Origin of the sequence: Litoreibacter sp. (genome assembly GCF_039974535.1) — a bacterium.
GTDB lineage: Bacteria > Pseudomonadota > Alphaproteobacteria > Rhodobacterales > Rhodobacteraceae > Litoreibacter.
In genome coordinates this window covers 340,851-359,887 of sequence record NZ_JBDWIU010000007.1, presented here as the reverse complement: position 1 = coordinate 359,887, position 19,037 = coordinate 340,851, and the positions used below count along the sequence as shown (strand labels likewise).

15 protein-coding genes are annotated in these 19,037 nt (G+C 54.9%); 11 read left to right on the top strand and 4 right to left on the bottom strand.

Going from position 1 to position 19,037, the window contains the following annotated elements; translation table 11 throughout:
* Positions 1 to 265 precede the first annotated feature (265 nt).
* The 5 genes from urtA (at position 266) to urtE (ending at position 6,173) form a co-directional block, all read left to right on the top strand.
* The gene (gene urtA, locus ABJN86_RS05885; protein ID WP_348365464.1) at positions 266 to 1,540 is read left to right on the top strand and encodes an urea ABC transporter substrate-binding protein; all 1,275 of its coding nucleotides are present in this window, start codon (positions 266 to 268) and stop codon (positions 1,538 to 1,540) included.
* Positions 1,541 to 1,606: 66 nt separating this feature from the next.
* A complete protein-coding gene (urtB, locus tag ABJN86_RS05880) occupies positions 1,607 to 3,562 on the top strand; it encodes an urea ABC transporter permease subunit UrtB (RefSeq protein ID WP_348365463.1) in 1,956 nt (651 codons plus the stop codon).
* A 3-nt stretch (positions 3,563 to 3,565) separates the two neighbouring features.
* Positions 3,566 to 4,738 carry an urea ABC transporter permease subunit UrtC gene (gene urtC / locus ABJN86_RS05875; protein ID WP_348365462.1) on the top strand — a complete coding sequence of 391 codons (1,173 nt, stop codon included), beginning with the start codon at positions 3,566 to 3,568 and terminating at the stop codon, positions 4,736 to 4,738.
* Positions 4,735 to 5,475 carry an urea ABC transporter ATP-binding protein UrtD gene (gene urtD / locus ABJN86_RS05870; RefSeq protein WP_348365460.1) on the top strand — a complete coding sequence of 247 codons (741 nt, stop codon included), beginning with the start codon at positions 4,735 to 4,737 and terminating at the stop codon, positions 5,473 to 5,475. The genes urtC and urtD overlap by 4 nt, the downstream gene beginning before the upstream one ends.
* 2 nt (positions 5,476 to 5,477) lie before the next feature.
* Positions 5,478 to 6,173 carry an urea ABC transporter ATP-binding subunit UrtE gene (gene urtE / locus ABJN86_RS05865; protein ID WP_348365458.1) on the top strand — a complete coding sequence of 232 codons (696 nt, stop codon included), beginning with the start codon at positions 5,478 to 5,480 and terminating at the stop codon, positions 6,171 to 6,173.
* Between the two features lie 15 nt (positions 6,174 to 6,188).
* On the opposite strand, the gene ABJN86_RS05860 is transcribed toward urtE, so the two are convergent.
* Positions 6,189 to 6,836 (bottom strand): GntR family transcriptional regulator, encoded by a 648-nt coding sequence (locus ABJN86_RS05860; protein ID WP_348365457.1) that lies wholly within the window; start codon positions 6,834 to 6,836, stop codon positions 6,189 to 6,191.
* A gap of 184 nt (positions 6,837 to 7,020) precedes the next feature.
* Between ABJN86_RS05860 and ABJN86_RS05855 the strand changes: the two genes are divergently transcribed.
* Together ABJN86_RS05855 and ABJN86_RS05850 are read left to right on the top strand one after the other, a co-directional pair.
* Positions 7,021 to 8,259: a malonyl-CoA decarboxylase gene (locus ABJN86_RS05855; protein ID WP_348365456.1), complete on the top strand. Its 1,239-nt coding sequence runs from the start codon at positions 7,021 to 7,023 to the stop codon at positions 8,257 to 8,259.
* Between the two features lie 10 nt (positions 8,260 to 8,269).
* The gene (locus ABJN86_RS05850; protein WP_348365454.1) at positions 8,270 to 9,784 is read left to right on the top strand and encodes a malonyl-CoA synthase; all 1,515 of its coding nucleotides are present in this window, start codon (positions 8,270 to 8,272) and stop codon (positions 9,782 to 9,784) included.
* 2 nt (positions 9,785 to 9,786) lie between these two features.
* Here the strand turns inward: ABJN86_RS05850 and ABJN86_RS05845 are convergent, their stop codons facing one another.
* From ABJN86_RS05845 to ABJN86_RS05835, 3 genes are all read right to left on the bottom strand, one after another.
* Positions 9,787 to 11,055, bottom strand: coding sequence for an O-antigen ligase domain-containing protein (locus ABJN86_RS05845; RefSeq protein WP_348365452.1), 1,269 nt, complete (start codon positions 11,053 to 11,055; stop codon positions 9,787 to 9,789).
* Positions 11,039 to 12,535, bottom strand: coding sequence for a hypothetical protein (locus ABJN86_RS05840; protein ID WP_348365451.1), 1,497 nt, complete (start codon positions 12,533 to 12,535; stop codon positions 11,039 to 11,041). Before ABJN86_RS05840 ends, ABJN86_RS05845 begins: the two co-directional genes overlap by 17 nt.
* A 115-nt stretch (positions 12,536 to 12,650) precedes the next feature.
* Complete coding sequence (locus ABJN86_RS05835) at positions 12,651 to 13,265, bottom strand: response regulator transcription factor (RefSeq protein WP_348365449.1); 615 nt, start codon at positions 13,263 to 13,265, stop codon at positions 12,651 to 12,653.
* 257 nt (positions 13,266 to 13,522) lie between these two features.
* Between ABJN86_RS05835 and ABJN86_RS05830 the strand changes: the two genes are divergently transcribed.
* The 4 genes from ABJN86_RS05830 (at position 13,523) to ABJN86_RS05815 (ending at position 19,034) form a co-directional block, all read left to right on the top strand.
* Positions 13,523 to 14,908, top strand: a complete 1,386-nt coding sequence (locus ABJN86_RS05830) for a WecB/TagA/CpsF family glycosyltransferase (protein WP_348365447.1) — start codon at positions 13,523 to 13,525, stop codon at positions 14,906 to 14,908.
* A gap of 30 nt (positions 14,909 to 14,938) precedes the next feature.
* Entirely contained in the window at positions 14,939 to 15,826 is an 888-nt protein-coding gene (locus tag ABJN86_RS05825) for a UTP--glucose-1-phosphate uridylyltransferase (RefSeq protein ID WP_348365445.1), read from the top strand.
* Between the two features lie 103 nt (positions 15,827 to 15,929).
* A complete protein-coding gene (locus tag ABJN86_RS05820; protein WP_348365443.1) occupies positions 15,930 to 16,436 on the top strand; it encodes an oxidoreductase in 507 nt (168 codons plus the stop codon).
* A gap of 81 nt (positions 16,437 to 16,517) precedes the next feature.
* Positions 16,518 to 19,034, top strand: a complete 2,517-nt coding sequence (locus ABJN86_RS05815) for an ATP-binding protein (RefSeq protein ID WP_348377740.1) — start codon at positions 16,518 to 16,520, stop codon at positions 19,032 to 19,034.
* Positions 19,035 to 19,037 lie beyond the last annotated feature (3 nt).

Below are 19,037 nucleotides of genomic sequence, written 5' to 3'. Positions count from 1 at the left end.
TTAGTTTAGCCCGCAAATTAGGCATATCGGCGGAGTGCTACATTTTTCCTCTATATGAAAATTGCGATCAACACCGCGAGCCAGCAACAGTCTGCCATCCCCAAGTGTCGAGTCGAGATGCTGCCATAGGGGTGTGTGACGACTGTTTTGAATTGGACCTCAGGTCAGCCGCCACACTTTTTGCAACACTTACGTTGCAGGGAGTAGCTAAGACGCCCGTGTACCAAGGGCAAGGTTAGAGCTTATCTCTGCTAGGAGAAATCACATGAGAACGACAACCGCTCTGGCCACGGCCATCTCGTTGAGCGCAGCTTTGCCAGCCTTCGCCGCTGACTGCACTATTAAGGTCGGTGTTTTGCACTCCCTGTCCGGCACAATGGCAATTTCCGAGACCACGTTGAAAGACACCATGGAAATGTTGGTTGAACAGCAAAACGGCAAAGGCGGCGTCAACGGATGCGACCTTGAAGCTGTTGTTGTTGACCCAGCATCCGATTGGCCACTGTTTGCCGAGAAAGCCCGCGAATTGATCAGCGTTCACGAAGTAGACGTGATCTTCGGAAACTGGACATCCGTGTCGCGTAAATCCGTACTGCCGGTCATCGAAGAGTTGAACGGCCTGCTGTTCTACCCTGTGCAATACGAGGGCGAAGAAAGCTCCAAGAACGTATTCTACACAGGTGCCGCCCCGAACCAGCAAGCGATCCCTGCCACTGACTACTTCCTCGAAGAGCTGGGCGTCGAGAAATTCGCGTTGTTGGGCACCGACTATGTATACCCACGCACAACCAACAACATTTTGGAATCCTACCTGCAGTCCAAAGACATCGCGAAAGACGATATTTTTGTGAACTACACGCCATTCGGTCACTCTGACTGGTCCAAGATTGTAGCTGATGTGGTTGCATTGGGCGCGGACGGCAAGAAGGTCGGCGTTATCTCGACCATCAACGGCGACGCAAACATCGGCTTCTACAAAGAGCTGGCCGCGGCTGGCATCTCTGCGGACGACATCCCAGTTGTTGCGTTCTCGGTGGGTGAAGAAGAGCTGTCCGGCTTGGACACGTCTAACCTTGTTGGCCACCTTGCAGCTTGGAACTACTTCCAATCGGCAGAAACTGACGCCAACGCTGAGTGGATCAAAGCGTGGAAAGCCCGCATGGGTGAAGAGCGTGTGACCAACGACCCAATGGAAGCTCACTACATTGGCTTCAACATGTGGGTGAACGCGGTTGAAGCGGCGGGCACGGCTGACGTGGATGCGGTACGCACAGCAATGTACGGCCAGGAGTTCGCTAACCTGACAGGCGGTACAGCTGTTATGTTGCCAAACCACCACCTCGCAAAGCCAGTGCTGATCGGCGAGATCACTGAAGATGGTCAATTCGACATCATCAGCCAGACTGCTGAAGTTGCCGGTGACGCATGGACCGACTTCCTGCCAGAATCCGCCAAATTGGTATCTGACTGGAAAGAGCTTGGCTGCGGTATGTACAACACCGAGACCAAGTCTTGCGTCCAAACACTGTCCAACTACTGATCCTTTGATCTCAAGAGGGCGCGTCGCTGGATGCGCCCTCACACTCTGACCTTCCGGAACCCCCTCATGAAAACCTTGCTCTTGGCGATGCTTGCTGCGTTGCTCATGACGAATATTGCGCAAGCGCAGGCCACCTCGGTCAGCGACGTATTGCAAAGCCAACGAGAGTTGATCGAGAAAAGTTCACGCCGCACCATTGGCCCCGCGATTGATGCGATTGCCGAAAGCGGCTTGCCGCAGATGCAGGGTGTCTTGGAGGCGTGGCAGTCCAAGAACATGTGGCAGCGCAAGGAAGACGGATCGTTCTTCCTTGGCGCCAAGAATGAGGACGGCTCCTACGCGCTGACGGATTTTGAAGATGGTGCGCCAGCCGGTGACTTTGACAAAAAAGCGCTCAAGCAGTTGAAGCCAAACAGCGGTGTACGCGCGATGATCGCGACAGCATTGGTCAAGTTTCAGCTCTCCGACCCTGATCCGGTCAAACGCATGGACGCGTTGACCTCCATTTCACGCGACCCCGATGCGGCTCTATTGGCCCCGTTGCGCGCGTCGATTGAGGGCGAGGCGGACGCAGCTATTTTGGCGCGAAAAACGCGGCTTGAGCGGTTGATGACGATGGCGTATGACGCCGACGCCTCTGCGCGCGTAGACGCGATTGGCGACATGGCCGGAGACCTTGGTGTAGATTTTCGCGCGACGCTGAACCCGATCCTAAGGGCGACGCTGTCATTTACGGCGCAAGGCTCAACGCCTGACGCCAATGTCGCCGAGTATATAGAACCGGGCAGCGCTACTCTTTCCAAGGTGTCGGCATATGATTTGTTGGTCGAGGCTGATTTAGCCGCGCCAATTGTGACGGATGACGCAAGGGACGCGGCCCTAGAGGCCAACGTCGAGGGTGGCTTCATCGCTGGTATGCCGATTGCCCAGTTGTCGACCGAGGCCGCGCGAAACGCGGCATATGACGCGTTGGTCGCCGACGGCCTCGTCGCGCCACGTGTCGGTGAGGCGGATATCGACGCGACCCTTGCGGGCTACAGGTTTTTCAACGCCTTCACGGAGGCAAACGCAGAGGTGACGACGGCGGCCCGCCAAGCGCTCGCGAAATCCGAGAACCGCGTGGCGGTCAGCCAAGCCGCCGACTTGGGGCTTGATGCGCTCTCTCTGGCGTCGATTTATTTCCTAGCGGCAATCGGTCTGGCGATCACATTCGGCGTTATGGGGGTCATCAACATGGCCCACGGAGAATTCATCATGATGGGGGCCTATACGGGCTATGTTGTGCAGCAGTTCGTGCCCAATCACACCTTGTCGATCATATTGGCGGTGCCGCTGGCCTTCGCGGTGACCTTCGCCGCAGGTGTGCTGCTAGAACGGCTGGTGATCCGTTGGCTGTACCACCGCCCGCTGGAGACCTTATTGGCGACATTCGGGGTGTCCATCGCGTTGCAACAATTGGCCAAGAACATCTTCGGCACTCAGGCGCGGCCGCTGACGGCTCCGTCGTGGTTGGACGGCGCTTGGGTGATCAACGATGTGGTGTCGATCAGCTACATTCGGATCGCGATCTTTGTGTTGGCGTTGACGTTCCTCGGGTTGTTCTTGTTCATCATGAAACAGACACGGCTTGGGCTTGAAACCCGCGCCGTGACGCAAAACCCGCGTATGGCTGCGAGCATGGGCATCAACCCTGACCGTGTGAACATGCTGACCTTCGGGCTTGGGTCCGGCATTGCGGGCATCGCCGGTGTCGCGATCGGGTTGTTCGCCAAGGTGACGTCAGAGATGGGCGGCGACTACATTGTGCAAAGCTTCATGACCGTGGTGGTCGGCGGGGTGGGTAACATCTGGGGCACCCTTGCGGGGGCCGCGATGATTGGCGGCTTCCAAAAGGGGGTGGAGTGGCTGAACCCCTCCAACACGCTGGCCGCGCAGACCTATATGATCATCTTCATCATCATTTTCATCCAGTTCCGGCCAAGAGGCATCATCGCCCTCAAGGGTCGTGCGGCGGGGGATTAATCAATGGAACGCTCGTTCATTTCCCGTAACCCATCCGTCTTGGTGTTCCTTGCGATACTTGCTCTGTTCACCCTGGGGGTTACAGTTCTGTCGGAGGGCTTTGGCGTCGGGGTGATCTCGACCAGCTTTGTGAAGACCTTGGGCAAGACGCTTTGCCTTTGCCTGATCGCCGTCGCGATGGACCTGATCTGGGGCTATGCGGGCATCTTGTCGCTTGGGCATTTCGCGTTCTTTGGCCTTGGCGGCTACATGGTCGGCATGTGGTTAATGTATGAGCGCACACGTCAAATCGTTGAGAATTCACTATCGGACGGCGTACTTCCTCCCACGCCCGAAGAGATCGAGGCTGCCATCGGCAACCAAATATTTGGTGTCGTTGGCAGCAGCGAATTCCCGTTGATCTGGAATTTCGCTGATAGCTTCGTGCTGCAAATGGCGTTTGTGGTTCTGATCCCGGGCCTTCTGGCGCTGGTCTTTGGCTGGCTTGCGTTCCGCAGCCGCGTCACGGGGGTGTACCTGTCAATATTGACGCAAGCGATGACGCTGGGGCTGTCGCTGTATCTGTTCCAAAACGCCAGCGGTTTGCGCGGCAACAACGGGTTGTCTGGCCTGCAAAACCTACCGGGAGTGACCGCGCCGCAATCTATGGTTTCGCTATGGTTCTTCTGGGCGTCGGCGTTGGCGTTGGCCTTGGGCTACCTGCTGGTGGCATGGGCGGTGTCGGGCAAGTTTGGCTCTGTCATTCGGGGCATTCGCGACAATGAGGCGAGGGTGCGGTTTCTTGGGTATTCGGTGGAGCTTTATAAACTGGCCGTCTTCACCTTGACGGCATGTATCGCTGGCATTGCGGGCGCGCTCTACTATCCGCAAGCGGGCATCATCAATCCGGCCGAGGTAGCGCCGATTGCGTCCATTTACCTTGCGGTTTGGGTGGCCATTGGTGGGCGCGGCAGGCTTTACGGCGCGGTCATTGGCACGGGCTTTGTCAGCCTTGTATCCAGCTGGTTCACGGGCGGGCAGGCCCCTGATGTGAATCTCGGGTTCTATACAATCAAATGGGTGGACTGGTGGCTAATCCTGCTGGGCTTAAGCTTTGTGCTGGTCACGCTATATGCGCCCAAAGGCATGGGCGGGCTGATAGATTTGATCAGCCGTAAGAAAGGCAGCGAGACATGAGTACGCTTCTTGAAGTGTCAGGCGTGACGGTCAGCTTCGACGGGTTTCGCGCCATCAATAACCTGTCGTTCCAAATTGGGTCGGCGGAAATGCGGGCGGTGATTGGGCCAAATGGCGCAGGCAAAACCACATTTATGGATATCGTGACGGGGAAGACCAAACCCGACGAGGGGCACATCCTATGGGGCGACAAAAGCGTCTCGTTGATCGGGATGTCAGAGGCGAAGATTGCCCAAGCCGGTATCGGGCGGAAGTTCCAAAAGCCGACGGTGTTTGAGGAGCAAAGCGTGCAGGAAAACTTGTTGATGGCGCTGCGTATGGACCGCTCGCCGTTGGCTGTGCTGATGTTCCGGCCCTCCAAAGATGACCTCGAGCGTGTCAGGGAACTGGCAGTTCAGACGGGCTTGGAGGAGCAGCTGTTGCGCACCTCGGGCGAGTTGAGCCATGGGCAAAAGCAATGGCTGGAGATCGGGATGTTGCTGGCCCAAGATCCAAAGCTGTTGTTGGTCGACGAACCAGCCGCTGGGATGACCCCCGCCGAGCGCGAAAAAACCACCGCGATATTGTCGGAGGCGGCCAAGACCCGCGCAGTTGTTGTGGTTGAGCACGATATGGAATTCGTTCGACGCTTGGATTGCAAAGTCACGGTGTTGCACGAAGGCTCGGTGCTGGCTGAAGGATCACTTGATCATGTCACGAAAAACCAAGACGTCATTGACGTGTATCTAGGGCGCTAATCATGTTGAACGTTGAAAACCTAAGCCTACATTACGGCAAGTCGCAGATCCTGTACGACATCTCCATGAAGGCCGACGTAGGCGCGGTCACCTGCGTGATGGGGACCAACGGCGTTGGGAAAACCAGCTTGCTGAAGGCCATTTCGGGGACGCATGCAAGCTCTGGCGGGACGGTGACGTTGGATGGCAAGCCCATTGACCACATGCCTGCGCATCAACTGGCCCAGCATGGCATCGGCTACGTGCCGCAAGGGCGCGACGTCTTTCCGTTGATGACCGTGACCGAAAATCTGGAAACCGGCTTTGCATGTTTGCCCAAGTCAGAGCATCACATCCCAGCCGCCATTTATGACCTTTTCCCCGTCTTGAAGGACATGCAGCACCGGCGCGGAGGCGACCTGTCTGGCGGGCAGCAGCAACAGCTGGCCATTGCGCGGGCGTTGATCACAAAGCCCAAATTGCTGCTTCTGGACGAGCCGACCGAGGGCATTCAGCCCAACATCATCCAACATATCGGCGAGGTCATTGGCTTGCTGCGAGAGCAGGGGGACATGGCAATTGTCTTGGTGGAGCAGTACTTCGACTTTGCCTACGACTTGGCGGATCACTTTATTGCGCTACGTCGTGGCGAAGTAATCAAGGATGCGGCCAAAGCCGAAACCTCGCGGGAGGAAATGCTGCCGATTGTGTCGGTCTGATGTGCAGGGTTTGGGCTACTGCTTCAGGCCCGCAATCAATTGCTGAAATTTCTCACCCTGCACCGTGACATGGCTTCGAAGGGCGCTTGAGGCCAGTTCGCCGTCGCCATTACGCAAGGCGTCCATGATGGCTTCATGTTCGGCCAGTGATTGCGTCATGCGCCCGCGGAACCTCAGTTGAACCCGCCTAAAGGGCTTCAACCTGTTTTGCAGTTTCAGTGCTTCGTTTTGCAAAAAGCTGTTGGTGGCACCTTCGTAGATTTCGCGGTGAAATGCTTCGTTCTCGAGGTAGTATTCGGCGGCGTCTTTTCGCTCTACAGCGGCTTTGCAGCGTTCGTTTGCGGCGGCCATGCGGTCGAGCGCTTCGTCTGACATGCGTGCTGCGGCGAAGCGGCCACAAGCGGCCTCAAGTTCGGCCATCGTCTCGAACATCTCAAGCAATTCCACCGGCCCGGGTTGACGCACAAAGACGCCGCGCCTTGGTATTTGCTCTGCCATGCCGGACATGACCAACCGTTGAAGGGCTTCTCGGATCGGGGTGCGCGAGACGTCGAAATATGCCGCGAGTTTGATCTCGTCTAGGCGTTCGCCATCCTTGTATTCCCCTTGAAAAACAAGCTCCTCTAAGGCATCTGAGATCTGATTTGCGCGCTTTTGTGTCATAGACGCAAGGATAGCCAACAGGGTCTTTGAGCGCAAGAATAATGAAATTGTATACAAGATTATTGACTGAGGATGCAATTCGGATAGGTTGACTTGCGCCATTCCTTCGGGATTCGGCAGATATTTTGGAGGCGGACTTGAAGGCTAGTTCGCCAGATTTGGCCGTGACAAAGGGAGTGTCAGAGTGAGCTATTTTAGCGAATTGATCTCTACAGTTTTCGAGCGACGCTACCGCAAGGCATTGTCCGAAGAGGTCGATGGCCGAACGACCTTCGAGTTATGTGGCGCTTTGCTCAGCAGCCATGGGGATGTGTCCGGTGTTACTTTGGCGCGCAACCTTTTGGACCGGTACGCCAGCATGTCGCGCGAGGAAAAGATCGCCTTCTTTGAGTTCATGGCCCGTGACCTCGAGATCGATCCCGATGAGGTCACTCGTGCTTTGCAGAGTTACCAAGATGAGCCGAGCAAAAAGACCTACACGAGCTTCACTGAAGCCTGCGAACCTAAACGTCAGGAATTGGCGCGACGCTTGAACCAAGTGCCCGGTGCGACTGGGCAGTTGGTTGCCATGCGCAAAGACCTGTTGGCGCTGATGAAGGAGCGTCGCGACCTTGGGCCGCTGGATGTTGATTTCAAGCATTTGTTTTCGTCTTGGTTCAATCGCGGCTTTCTGGTTTTGCGCCCGATCAACTGGGAAAGCCCTGCCGAAATTCTAGAAAAAATCATCGCCTATGAAGCTGTGCACGCCATCGACAGTTGGGATGATTTGCGCCTTCGGTTGAAGCCGAGCGACCGTAGATGTTTTGGCTTCTTTCATCCGGCGATGGCTGGCGAGCCGCTGATATTCGTTGAAGTCGCGTTGACCAAGGGCATTCCAAATTCGGTGCAAGACCTGTTGGCGGACGACCGCGTGGCAATCGATGCGGAAGATGCAGACACGGCGGTGTTTTACTCGATTTCCAACTGCCAGTCGGGGTTGGCGGGGATTTCCTTTGGGAACTCATTGATCAAGCAGGTCGTGTCAGACCTCTCGAAGGAATTACCGGGGCTTGAGACCTTTGTGACCCTATCGCCAATTCCAAACCTGAACCGTTGGTTAGAGGCTGTGGATTTGGACGCATTGGAAGCGACGGACAACCAAGCCTTAGCTGCGCATTATCTTATCGAAGCGAAGCGGCCAGATGGTATGCCTTTTGATCCTGTCGCGCGGTTTCATTTGGGCAATGGCGCGCGGGTCCATGCGGTTCATGCCGGTGCCGATACTTCTCAGAACGGTCAGCGTCAATCAAACGGCACGATGGTCAATTACCTGTATGACCTGAGCCAAATATCCCAAAACCATGAACAATTTGTTGGTGAAAAAACAGTTGTTGCTTCTGATGCGGTGAAAGCCCTCAGTATTTCGGTAACGCCCAAAACTTAGGAGGCAACACATGCCTAATCCATTATTCGACGCTCTCTTTGGGCAGCACCAAGGTAAGTCTAGCGTCTTTTTGCAGATGGCGGACGGCTCTACAATCACGCACCAAGAATTCTTGGAATTAGCCGCGCAGTACGCCAACTTATTCACCAAGTTGGACGTTCGCGTAGGGCATCGTGTCGCCGTGCAGATCGCCAAATCACCTCAGTCTTTGGCGATCTATGCAGCCTGTGTTCAAGCGGGCATCGTGTTCTTGCCTTTGAACACTGCATACACGGCCGATGAGGTTTCATATTTCGCAGATAACAGCGGTGCAGCATTGATCTTATGTGACGAGGCGCGCTTGGAGGGACTAACTCCGATCGCGCGCGCTTGTGGTGCTAAGTTGGAAACTCTGAACGACGATGGGCGCGGCAGCTTTTCGGATAAAGCGGCCTCAATGGCGGTTGAGTTTGAGACGGTTGATCGCACTGCAGATGATCTTGCGGCGTTTCTATACACTTCGGGGACAACTGGGCGCTCGAAGGGAGCTATGTTGACACAAGGCAATCTGCTGTCGAACGCACGGACCTTGGTAGGGGAATGGAAGTTCACTGCGGATGACGCGTTGCTACATGCGTTGCCAATCTTTCACACCCACGGCTTGTTTGTGGCGACGAATATCTCTCTTCTCGCGGGCAGCAAAATTTTGTTTATGCCGAAGTTTGACGTGGATGGGTTGATTGAATTGATGCCGCAAGCGACGACCATGATGGGCGTTCCAACGTTCTACACACGCCTACTAGGGGACGCCCGTTTTACCCGCGATTTGACCCAGCACATGCGGTTGTTTGTTTCGGGAAGTGCGCCGTTGTTGGCTGAAACGCATATTCAGTTCGAGGAACTCACGGGCCACCGGATTCTAGAGCGTTACGGGATGACCGAAACCAACATGAATACGTCGAATCCTTACGATGGGGAGCGTCGGGCTGGGACTGTTGGCTTCCCACTACCAGGTGTCGAGTTGAAGATCACGGACAATAACAGCGGAAAATCCCTTCCACAGGGTGAGATCGGCGACATCGAAGTCCGCGGCCCGAACGTGTTTAAGGGCTATTGGCAGATGCCAGAAAAAACGGCCGAGGAATTGCGCGCGGATGGCTTCTTTATCACCGGCGATTTAGGTCAGATTGATGAAGACGGCTATGTACATATCGTTGGGCGTAACAAAGACCTGATCATATCTGGCGGGTACAACATTTACCCCAAAGAGATCGAGTTGCTGCTTGATGACGAAGCGGGCGTTCTCGAAAGCGCGGTCATCGGCGTGCCACACCCTGACTTTGGCGAAACCGTGGTAGGGGTGCTGGTTGAGGACGGCCAAGGGACATTGGATCTGGACGCGATCAAGCAAAACATCGGCGGCTCGCTTGCGCGCTTTAAGCACCCGCAGCGACTGGTTGTCGTGACGGAGTTGCCTCGCAACACCATGGGCAAGGTGCAAAAGAAAGAGCTACGAGAGCGTTATAAAGATATGTTCACCTCATAAGCTCATCGGTGTTCATTAGCCATTTCGCGCATATGGCAGCCCAATAATAGCAGGGCTGGCCAAAGCAGGTATGCCTCAATCTCGATGTTCTCCCCAAACGACAATAGGAGGAAGGTCATCAATAACCCCAATGGCAACCTGCCGCGCGGATGAATGGCTGCGTCTTTGGTGACGACTGCGAAATGAATGGCGAAGGGAATGAGGAAGGCGAAGAAGCCGATCAGTCCTTTGACAAACAACAAGCCGAACCATGTGTGATGGCTGCCGATGGGCATATATTCCACCAGATGTGGCCCGGGTCTGACGATGCCATGCCCAAACCAAACAGCGTCGGATTGCCAACGCTCATAGGCAATTCGTTGCAGCGTTTCGCGAACGCGGGTGCTATCTGCGCGTGCTGATCTAAATCCGTGAATGCCTGCTTGAATGATGTCGGCGGCGATGGCCCCCCAGATGGCGAGGCTGGCAATGAAGCCCGAAACCACAAACCAAGCTGACGTTCGCGCAACGAGAGGAAGCAGCCTTGGACACATGGTGCAAAATACAATGCCAACCAAACCCATACGGGACTTTGACGCCAAGATCATCAACACCCCCGCAAGCAATCCCGCCCACATCCAGTGACGGTGTTTTTCCTCTAACGCAAAGAGGATCATGATAACGCCCAACAGGGCCGCAAAAGGGGACCACGGCGCGTAGAACTGCCAACGGGGCGTCCACGTGGATGGATCAAAGGTGTATAGGAACAAGGTGAAATATTCAGGCCCTGGTCCGCCAATTGCCTTTAGGGGGGAAGTGAAAACGCGTTCAGGCAAGCCAATGTATGGGGCTGAAAGCAAAAGTGGGGCCAGTACTAATGTCCATAGTCCAACCACGCATTGGGCGCGAATGATCACCTCACGTCGAATAGGAAGCACAGCGCCCGCCAGTGGGAACAGTGCCAAAAGGGCCCAACCTTTGGCCCAACCAATGCTAGACTTGATAGTCTTCTTCGTCCCAAGTCCCCAATCCATATGCCCCGCCCAAAGCGCGAAGAGCATCACGATCATTCCCACAACCCAAAGCCATGCAAGCCACGGGATTGGTCCGGTGGCGCGCAGGTCGGGTCGGATGGCAGGACCAAGATATAACACCAATGCTACCAGACCAGTTAAGACCCACGCCAAGACCGGCCCAACCACGTAAAGCGCCCCAAGCGCGTATAGTGGCCATGTCCAGATCAAGGTGCGCCAGACGATCCGTTCAGCAAGGTTCTCAGGCTGTATCTTCATCTTGAGCCTGAGCTTTTGGCGAGACCAGCAGTCGCGAGATCATCGGCTTGCGAACCCATGCCAACCCTAGCCCGATCAGTAGCAGAACCGTCGCGGCTATACCTGCGGCAAGCGACAGCTTGCGCCGGGGGGATGAAGGATGATCAGGAAGTGAAGGGTTCTCGAGCACTTGGATCAAGGGGTAGGATGCGTAGACATCAGTCTTCGTGGACTCCGCGCGGGCAATAGCGGAGGCAAATACCGCTTCGGCGACGTCAAAATCACGCTGCAAGTCTTCAAGTTCAGAGGCGATTGGAGAGAGGGTGGCTATACGTGCGTTTTCGTCTTTGACTTGTGCCGACAAGGTTTCGGCTTCATGCTTTAACCCCACTTGAGTGGCGTTCTCGCGAACGAGTTCGCTAAGCAATGCCGCACGTTGCCCTTCGGGGGCGCGATCCAATCCGATCAGATTGTCTTCAGGCAATCCAGTGACTTCAGAAGCGCGGGCAAGTGACGCCGAGCGCGCGCCTTCATATGCATCTCTTGCACTCACACGAACGGGGTGCCGTGTACCATAACTGGCCTGAGCCTGCGCCATAGTGGCGGAGTGTAACGCAACCTTTTCCAGCAAAGACAGGTATTGGGCGTCTGCATATAGTTTGAGCGTGGCCGCGGCTGAGTTTGAGGGCAGGTCCAACGCAGCCTCTAAAGCCGTCACTTTGTTTGATTGGCGGCTAAGTTCAGCTTCGAGGTTGCGAAGGTCTTGTTTTAGTTGATCAAGCGAGGTGACTTGTTCACGAAATTGCTTGGCTGATTGCAAGCCGCTGCGGGCTTGAAGATCGGATATGACAGCGCGAGTTTCCCGCACGGAGCGGGTGTAGTCTGCAATTGCACCTATGCCGCTTGTCTCGCGGGTTTGAATTTCATCCGCGCGCAGGGCGTCGATCTCAGCAAACAATGCGGCCAGTAGGGCGTCGCCAAAGACTTGCGCTTGATCGGCGTTTGGCCCCTTCACCTCGATATGGATAAGGCTGGTTTGATCCACCAAGGTGACGCGAGGCTTTCCGAACTCGGTTCGGTCCATGTCCAAGGCTTTTGCAGCCGCGTCTAGAATTCTATCTGCGCCGATGAGGCGTTTATAGGTTTCTGTCGGGCTGATTGAACCGTTGGAGAAGGCCGAGTTGGCGTAGGAAGAGGCTTGCCCGATCTCATTTAGGTTAACCGATGCAGATGCGCCGGACCCCGGCAAGATCAGTGAGGCATGTGACGAGAACTGCAATGGCGCGGTGGCTAGGTATCCTAAGATTGGGGCCCAGACACAGCTGGCTCCAATTAGAACAACGGCGACATATCGAGGGATGCGCCCCAGATCGCTCAGACGCCCGCCAACCAACAAGCGCCGCCACCCGAGATCGCGCAACGGGGTGCGCCGCACTTTGAGCCAAGTGAAGTTGATTTTGCGCAAATGTGCGGTCGTACTGGTGGTTTTACTATCGATCATTGAACAAGCCTCTGTGTTCATTCGATCATAGCTAGGGCGTCGTAGTAGTCTCGCGCGCTAAAGGATAAGGCGCGGGGGATAAGGGCGGGTTGTTATCCGAAGGGATAGCGCCGAGTTAGAACAGCCCCGCTTCACGCGCAATAAGTGCGGCTTGCGTACGATTGCTGGCCCCGACTTTGCGGTAGAGCGTTTTGACATGCAGTTTGATTGTGGGTTCCGATAAGTCTAGATCGCGCGCGATCTCCTTGTTGGCCTTGCCTTCGGTCAACCCTTTCAAAACCTGCTGTTCGCGCTGGGTCAGCATTTGGGCCAGTGGGTGGTGGTCTTCGGGTTGCGATGCGGTCATGAAGCCAGCTGGAAGGTATTGCTCCCCCATAGCCATAAAGCGGATCGCGTTAATCAGGGACTTGGCCGGAAGTGTTTTGGGAATGAAGCCAGCGGCGCCGACGTCTAAGGCCTTCTCGGCCAAACTACGTGAGGTGTCCCCAGTAAACAACGCCACATGAGATGCGCGGTCCATAGAAATAGCGGTTTCTAAACCTGATAAGCCATTCATCCCCGGCATATTGAGATCAAGCAGAACGAGGTCAAATGGCCCGTCCGCGTCGATGATCCTTTGTGCGGTGCCAAAGTCGGGGGCTGTGGTGACCGTTATGTCTCCGGCAGCTTCGACAAAAGCGACAACGGTATCAAGAACGAGTTCGTGGTCGTCTGCAATAAGTACTTTCACGCTAGTCTCCAGTTAGTCTCGGATCCCACACCACACAATAACTATAGCCACACCATTTCGATTGAGTAAGGCAATCAATGGGACAGCACGTTCTATCCTTACGGATAGTGGCACTAACCGCACGTTTCTGATTTTGCTCCAAACGGCGAAAATTACAGCCCTTTGCGTGGTGAGTTGTCCGTTCGCCCACCTATGCGGCCATGCAATCCCGTTCCATGCTGAGGGAAATTCCGTAACCCCCAAGATGGAGAGCTGTCATGCAACACCCGCCGAAGAAAAACTTTGCTAACCACTACTGCCCAGTTGATCCACAAACTTTGCGGACGATTGCAGTGCTGAACCACAAGGTGGTTAACGAGGCGGTTGACCCAGTTGTCCGCACCCTATTGGGAGATGGACGCAAGTCCGTTTTCTTTTTGAACGCGCATTGCGCCAACCTTAGCGTTTCGAACAAAGCATACGCCGCTGCGCTACGCCGCGCCGACTACATTTTGCCTGATGGTATTGGCATTGAGTTGGCCGCTAAGATGCAAGGCAATAAGTTGAGAGCGAACCTGAATGGCACCGACTTTGCTCCAAAGTTGTTACGCCAAGCCGTACGTTGGGGACGTTCGGTGTTCCTAATCGGGGGCACGCCGGGAACCGCAAACGCTGCCGCGCAACGTCTATGTATGGACATTCCGGGGTTGCGAGTTGTGGGCACGCGTGATGGTTTTGTCGGGGCAGACCGCGCGCAAGAGGCCATCGACGAGATCAACGAATCTGGTGCCGACATCGTCCTCGTGGCGATGGGGGTGCCACGTCAGGAGCTTTGGATCGATCGACACCGTGACCTCATCGAGGCCGACCTAGTTTTAGGTGTGGGGGCGCTGTTTGATTTCCTTGCTGGAAATGTGCGTCGCGCACCGGCTTTGGTGCGCAAGTTCCGCATGGAGTGGGGGTGGCGTTTGGCAATGGAGCCTCGCCGCCTTGCGCGCCGCTACTTGGCGGGCAATCTGACGTTCCTTTCACGAAGCGCTTCGCATGCTTGGCGAAATGCCGATCGCGGCTACGTCTCGCAACGTGCACTGGATATCGCAATATCGGGTGGGGCGCTTTTGCTTCTTGGCATACCAATGTTGGCGGTTGCGGCCATGGTTCGGCTCGACAGCTCTGGTCCTGCACTCTTTAAGCAGACGCGCGTCGGTAAGGCTGGGGGGCATTTCGGTGTCTACAAATTCCGCTCGATGTTTCTGGATGCAGAGGCGCGTCGCGCTGCGTTACTTGCCACGTCAGATCGCGAGGGGGTGTGTTTCAAGTCCCGCAGCGATCCGCGGATCACCCGCATGGGTAAGCTTCTGCGTCGCTTTTCAATCGATGAACTGCCACAGCTGATCAACGTTTTGAAGGGCGAGATGTCCATTGTCGGACCGCGTCCAGCCTTACCAGAGGAGGTGAAAAAATACCCAACCCGCGCGCTGGGCCGTTTGGATGCCAAGCCGGGTATCACCGGACTTTGGCAGGTGGCAGGGCGGGCGGATATTGGCTTCGACAAGATGGTCGACCTTGATATCGCCTATGTGAAGTCGCGCTCAACCCTGCTCGACCTGATGTTGATCGCATTGACGTTCCGCGCAGTTATCTCCGGGCGTGGCGCTTACTGATCCTCAATAGAAAATTTAAGGAATGACCCAATGAAACCTATTCGTAAAGCTGTCTTCCCAGTCGCCGGACTTGGCACTCGTTTTCTTCCAGCGACTAAAGCTGTGCCCAAAGAAATGCTGCCACTGGTGGATCGCCCGCTGATACAATACGCGATTGACGAGGCGCGGGCGGCCGGAATCGAGGAATTCATCTTCGTCACATCCGCCGGAAAGTCCGCGATTGAGAACTACCTAGGTGCGATGCCCGCACTGGAGCGCACTTTGATTGATGCAAACAAAACAAACGCTCTTGAGGCGCTGCGCCCATCGCAAATGACCGAAGGGAGCTTTAGCTTTATCCGTCAGGACGAACCTCGCGGACTTGGTCACGCGGTGTCATTGGCGCAGCGGTTGGTGGGGGACGAGCCTTTCGCTGTGATCTTGCCTGACGATATCATTCGTGCTGATACGCCTGCCCTGACGCAGATGGTTGAGGCGTTCGACAGCAATGATGGGCATATGGTTGCGACTGAAGAGGTGCCGATGCAACGGCTGGGTTCATACGGTGTCGTGGATATCGCGCGATCTGCGGGTCGCCTTCAATCACTTCGCGGGCTTGTAGAAAAACCTGACCCTGCGTGCGCACCTTCGAGTTTCGGCATTGTCGGCCGCTACATCTTACAACCCTCCATCTTTGATCAATTGGCGAAGGGGAAACCAGGCTCAGGCGGGGAAATCCAACTCACTGACGCAATTGCACAGGATATGAACACTGCCCCTGTCAGCGGCTTTGCATTTGACGGCGAGCGGTTCGATTGCGGATCTATCGCGGGCTTCCTTTGTGCGACATTCGCCCATGCGTTTGATCGAAAAGAATTAGGCGAAGAGCTGCACCAATTCATGAAAATGCGATCCTCTATCCCTCCAGTCGCAGCATGAAACGGTCCACCTATCCGTAAGGGTAGGTCGCCTATCCGCATGACGGACTATTCCTTCTGAGAGCATAACGTAATAAATGACTTGTGAATTTGAGGAGGCCGTCATGCGGAAAATTTATTTTCTAGCTTCACTTTTGGTGACGCTCAGTGGTGGAGTTCATGCGGACGAACCTATCGCTACGCCAAGTGGAGACATCGTTTTGACCGTCTCAGGTGATGTCACTCAAACCAATTTCGACAACAGCATCGTTTTAGATGTCGGCTTGTTGAGTGAGATGCCATCTGAGAGTTTTAAGACGACCACGATTTGGACCGAGACCGAGCATACCTTCCTAGGCGTACCTCTGGCAGAGTTTTTGAACCAGTTTGGAGGCGACGTTACTCTGGTTAAAGCAAGCGCCATCAACGATTACACCGTAGAAATCCCTGTAGACAGCATCACGGATACAGCCCCGATCATTGCTTATCTGATGGACGAAGAACCTATGTCGCGTCGCCAAAAAGGGCCGTTGTGGATTGTGTACCCTTACGACAGCGATGCCAAATACAGGACCGAAGTGGTGTACTCGCGCTCGATTTGGCAACTCGACAGGTTGGAACTGGTTAGATAGCGTCAGGCAAAGACAGCGACCTTAGGGACGTCAGATCGCATGAAGCCCAGAAATACCACACCCCCCCGCAATCGATGGTTTGTGAGCGTTGTAGCTGTTACCATCTTACTGACGCTTGCGGCGGCACTTTGGCTTGGCCGCGAAGTCATTTCTGATTTAGAGCAGCAGCGTTCGGCGAGTTCCGACAACGTGCAATGGACTTTGACGCAGGCCGAGGTGGATTACCTGTTCCTGGCGCACGCGCTAGAGCATTTCGACCATTCTGCCGTAGAAGGTGCCAGCGACGAGGTCGAAGTCGAGGAGATCAGGCGACGCTTCGACATCTTCTACAGTCGGATGGATACACTGCTTAGTTCTTCGCTATTTTCAGAGCTTCGAACCAAGCCAGAATTCGCTGTTCCTTTGTCCCGAATTTCTGACTTTTTAGAGAAAAACATTCCTGCAATCGACAGCAGTGACGAGGATCTGGGCGTGGCGGTATCAAAGATATTGCCTCAAGCAGAGGTCATCTCTCCCGATGTTCGCGCGATATCGGTGGCCAGCTTGTCCTACTTTGCCCAATTGTCGGACCACCGCCGTACAGCTACAGGAACGACACTTTTGCAATTGGCCATTTTGTCAGGCTCGTTGCTGGTCGCGCTGGTTGGCCTGAGTATTTACTTGATGTACGTGAACCGCCTCACGCGTCGTGGGCGCGATGTCTTGGTTCAGGTGAATCAACGAATGAATGCGATCCTGTCAACATCACTGGACGCGGTGATCGTTTCTGATTCTAAGGGCAGGGTCGTCGAATTTAACTCGGCCGCTGAAACCATATTTGGCTATGATCATGACGAGGTGTTGGGGAAATTAATCGGCGACTTGATCGTTCCCGCCCATTTGCGTGACGCTCATGTTGAGGGGGTCAAGCGGATGCAACGCGGCGGGGCTAAGCATGTCGTGGGCAAAGGGCGCGTTCAGCTTGAAGCGATGCGTGCCAATGGGGATCTGTTCCCTGCCGAGCTGTCGCTTCAAACGGCGGTGCATGACAATGAAGAGATCGTCATCGGGTCTATAAGGGACATTTCACGGCAGGTTGCGGCGGAGCAGGAACTCATCACGGCGCGTGATCTCGCTTTGGCAGGTGAGAAGGCGAAGTCAGATTTCTTTACCGTTATGAGCCATGAAATACGGACGCCTTTGAATGGGGTATTGGGCAATCTATCCTTGCTCAAAAACTCTTCACTATCCGCGCAGCAAGGCCGGTATGTCAGCAACATGGAAATCTCGGGGCAGGTGTTACTTAGCCACGTCGACACGGTTCTTGATATCGCGCGATTTGAAGCGGGAAAGCTGTCTATTGAAAACGAGCCGACAGACTTAAGCAAGTTACTGCAAGACATTGTGGATGGTCAAAGCGGGTATGCCGCTTCTCGCTCCAACGTTATCGAATGGCAGTGGATAGGCCCTCACGACACAGTGGTCTCGACGGATGCCCAACGATTGCGGCAGATACTACTCAATCTGGTGGGCAATGCAGTTAAATTCACGCAAAACGGCCGTATTTCTATTGAAGTAGAAGTCCTCCCGATCCGAGCCGGTATGGCTGAAAGAGAATATGAATTTCGCGTAATCGATACGGGTTATGGCATCGCCGAGGATGTAGTTGAAAAGGTTTTCGATGACTTTCAGACACGAGATCCCTCAATAGGTCGAACATCGGGAGGGACGGGCCTAGGGCTTGGCATCGCGCGTCGTTTTGCTGAAGCTATGGGAGGCGAAATTGGTGTTGAAAGCACGTTAGGTGAAGGGAGCGTCTTTTGGGTGTGTCTACCGATGAAGCCGGCGGACGAGAGTCTGATATCGAAGGACGATGCGACTAGGAAAACCACGATCTCTCCGCTGAATCTGTTGGTTGTGGAGGACAATGACATCAATTTGGAAGTGATCCAGAATATGTTGGAAATCGATGGGCATAGAGTTACCACGGCCAAGGATGGCGCTGCTGGGGTAGAAGCAGCCTCTCAGTTCAAGTTCGATGTTATCCTCATGGACATCAGCATGCCTGAAATGGATGGGCCCACAGCTACACGACATATTCGCAGTGGTAAGGGACCATCTGCTAGGGTCCCGATTTTGGGTGTCTCTGCCAACGTTATGCCGCAAGCCGTCGAGGGGTTTCGAGAGGCGGGTATGGATGCATTCATCGGTAAGCCAATCTTGCAGTATGAACTGCGCAAAGCTCTGTCGACTTTAACGGGAGCACCAGATGCTATTTCCGCGCGGGCACCTGAAAATAGCCAGCTAAACGAACTGCGCACCAATCTAGGAGAGGCAGCGTTTTACCGTCTCCTTGCGCGGTTTGTGATTGAAGCCGACGCATTCGTGGACAACTACGTGCCGTCGTCAGTCGAAATGACCGAGCATCCGCAATTGGCGTTGGAATGTCACAAGCTTGCAGGGAGCGCTGCGATGTTCGGGGCGCGTGATTTGCACGACGTCCTGATCGCCATCGAAAGTACGATCAATGACGGCGGGCAGGTGGATGTCTATTCGATGATGCAACGTGTGAAAACGGTTTGGGCAGCTACCAAGGCGGATCTGCCCAAACCTAAATAGCGG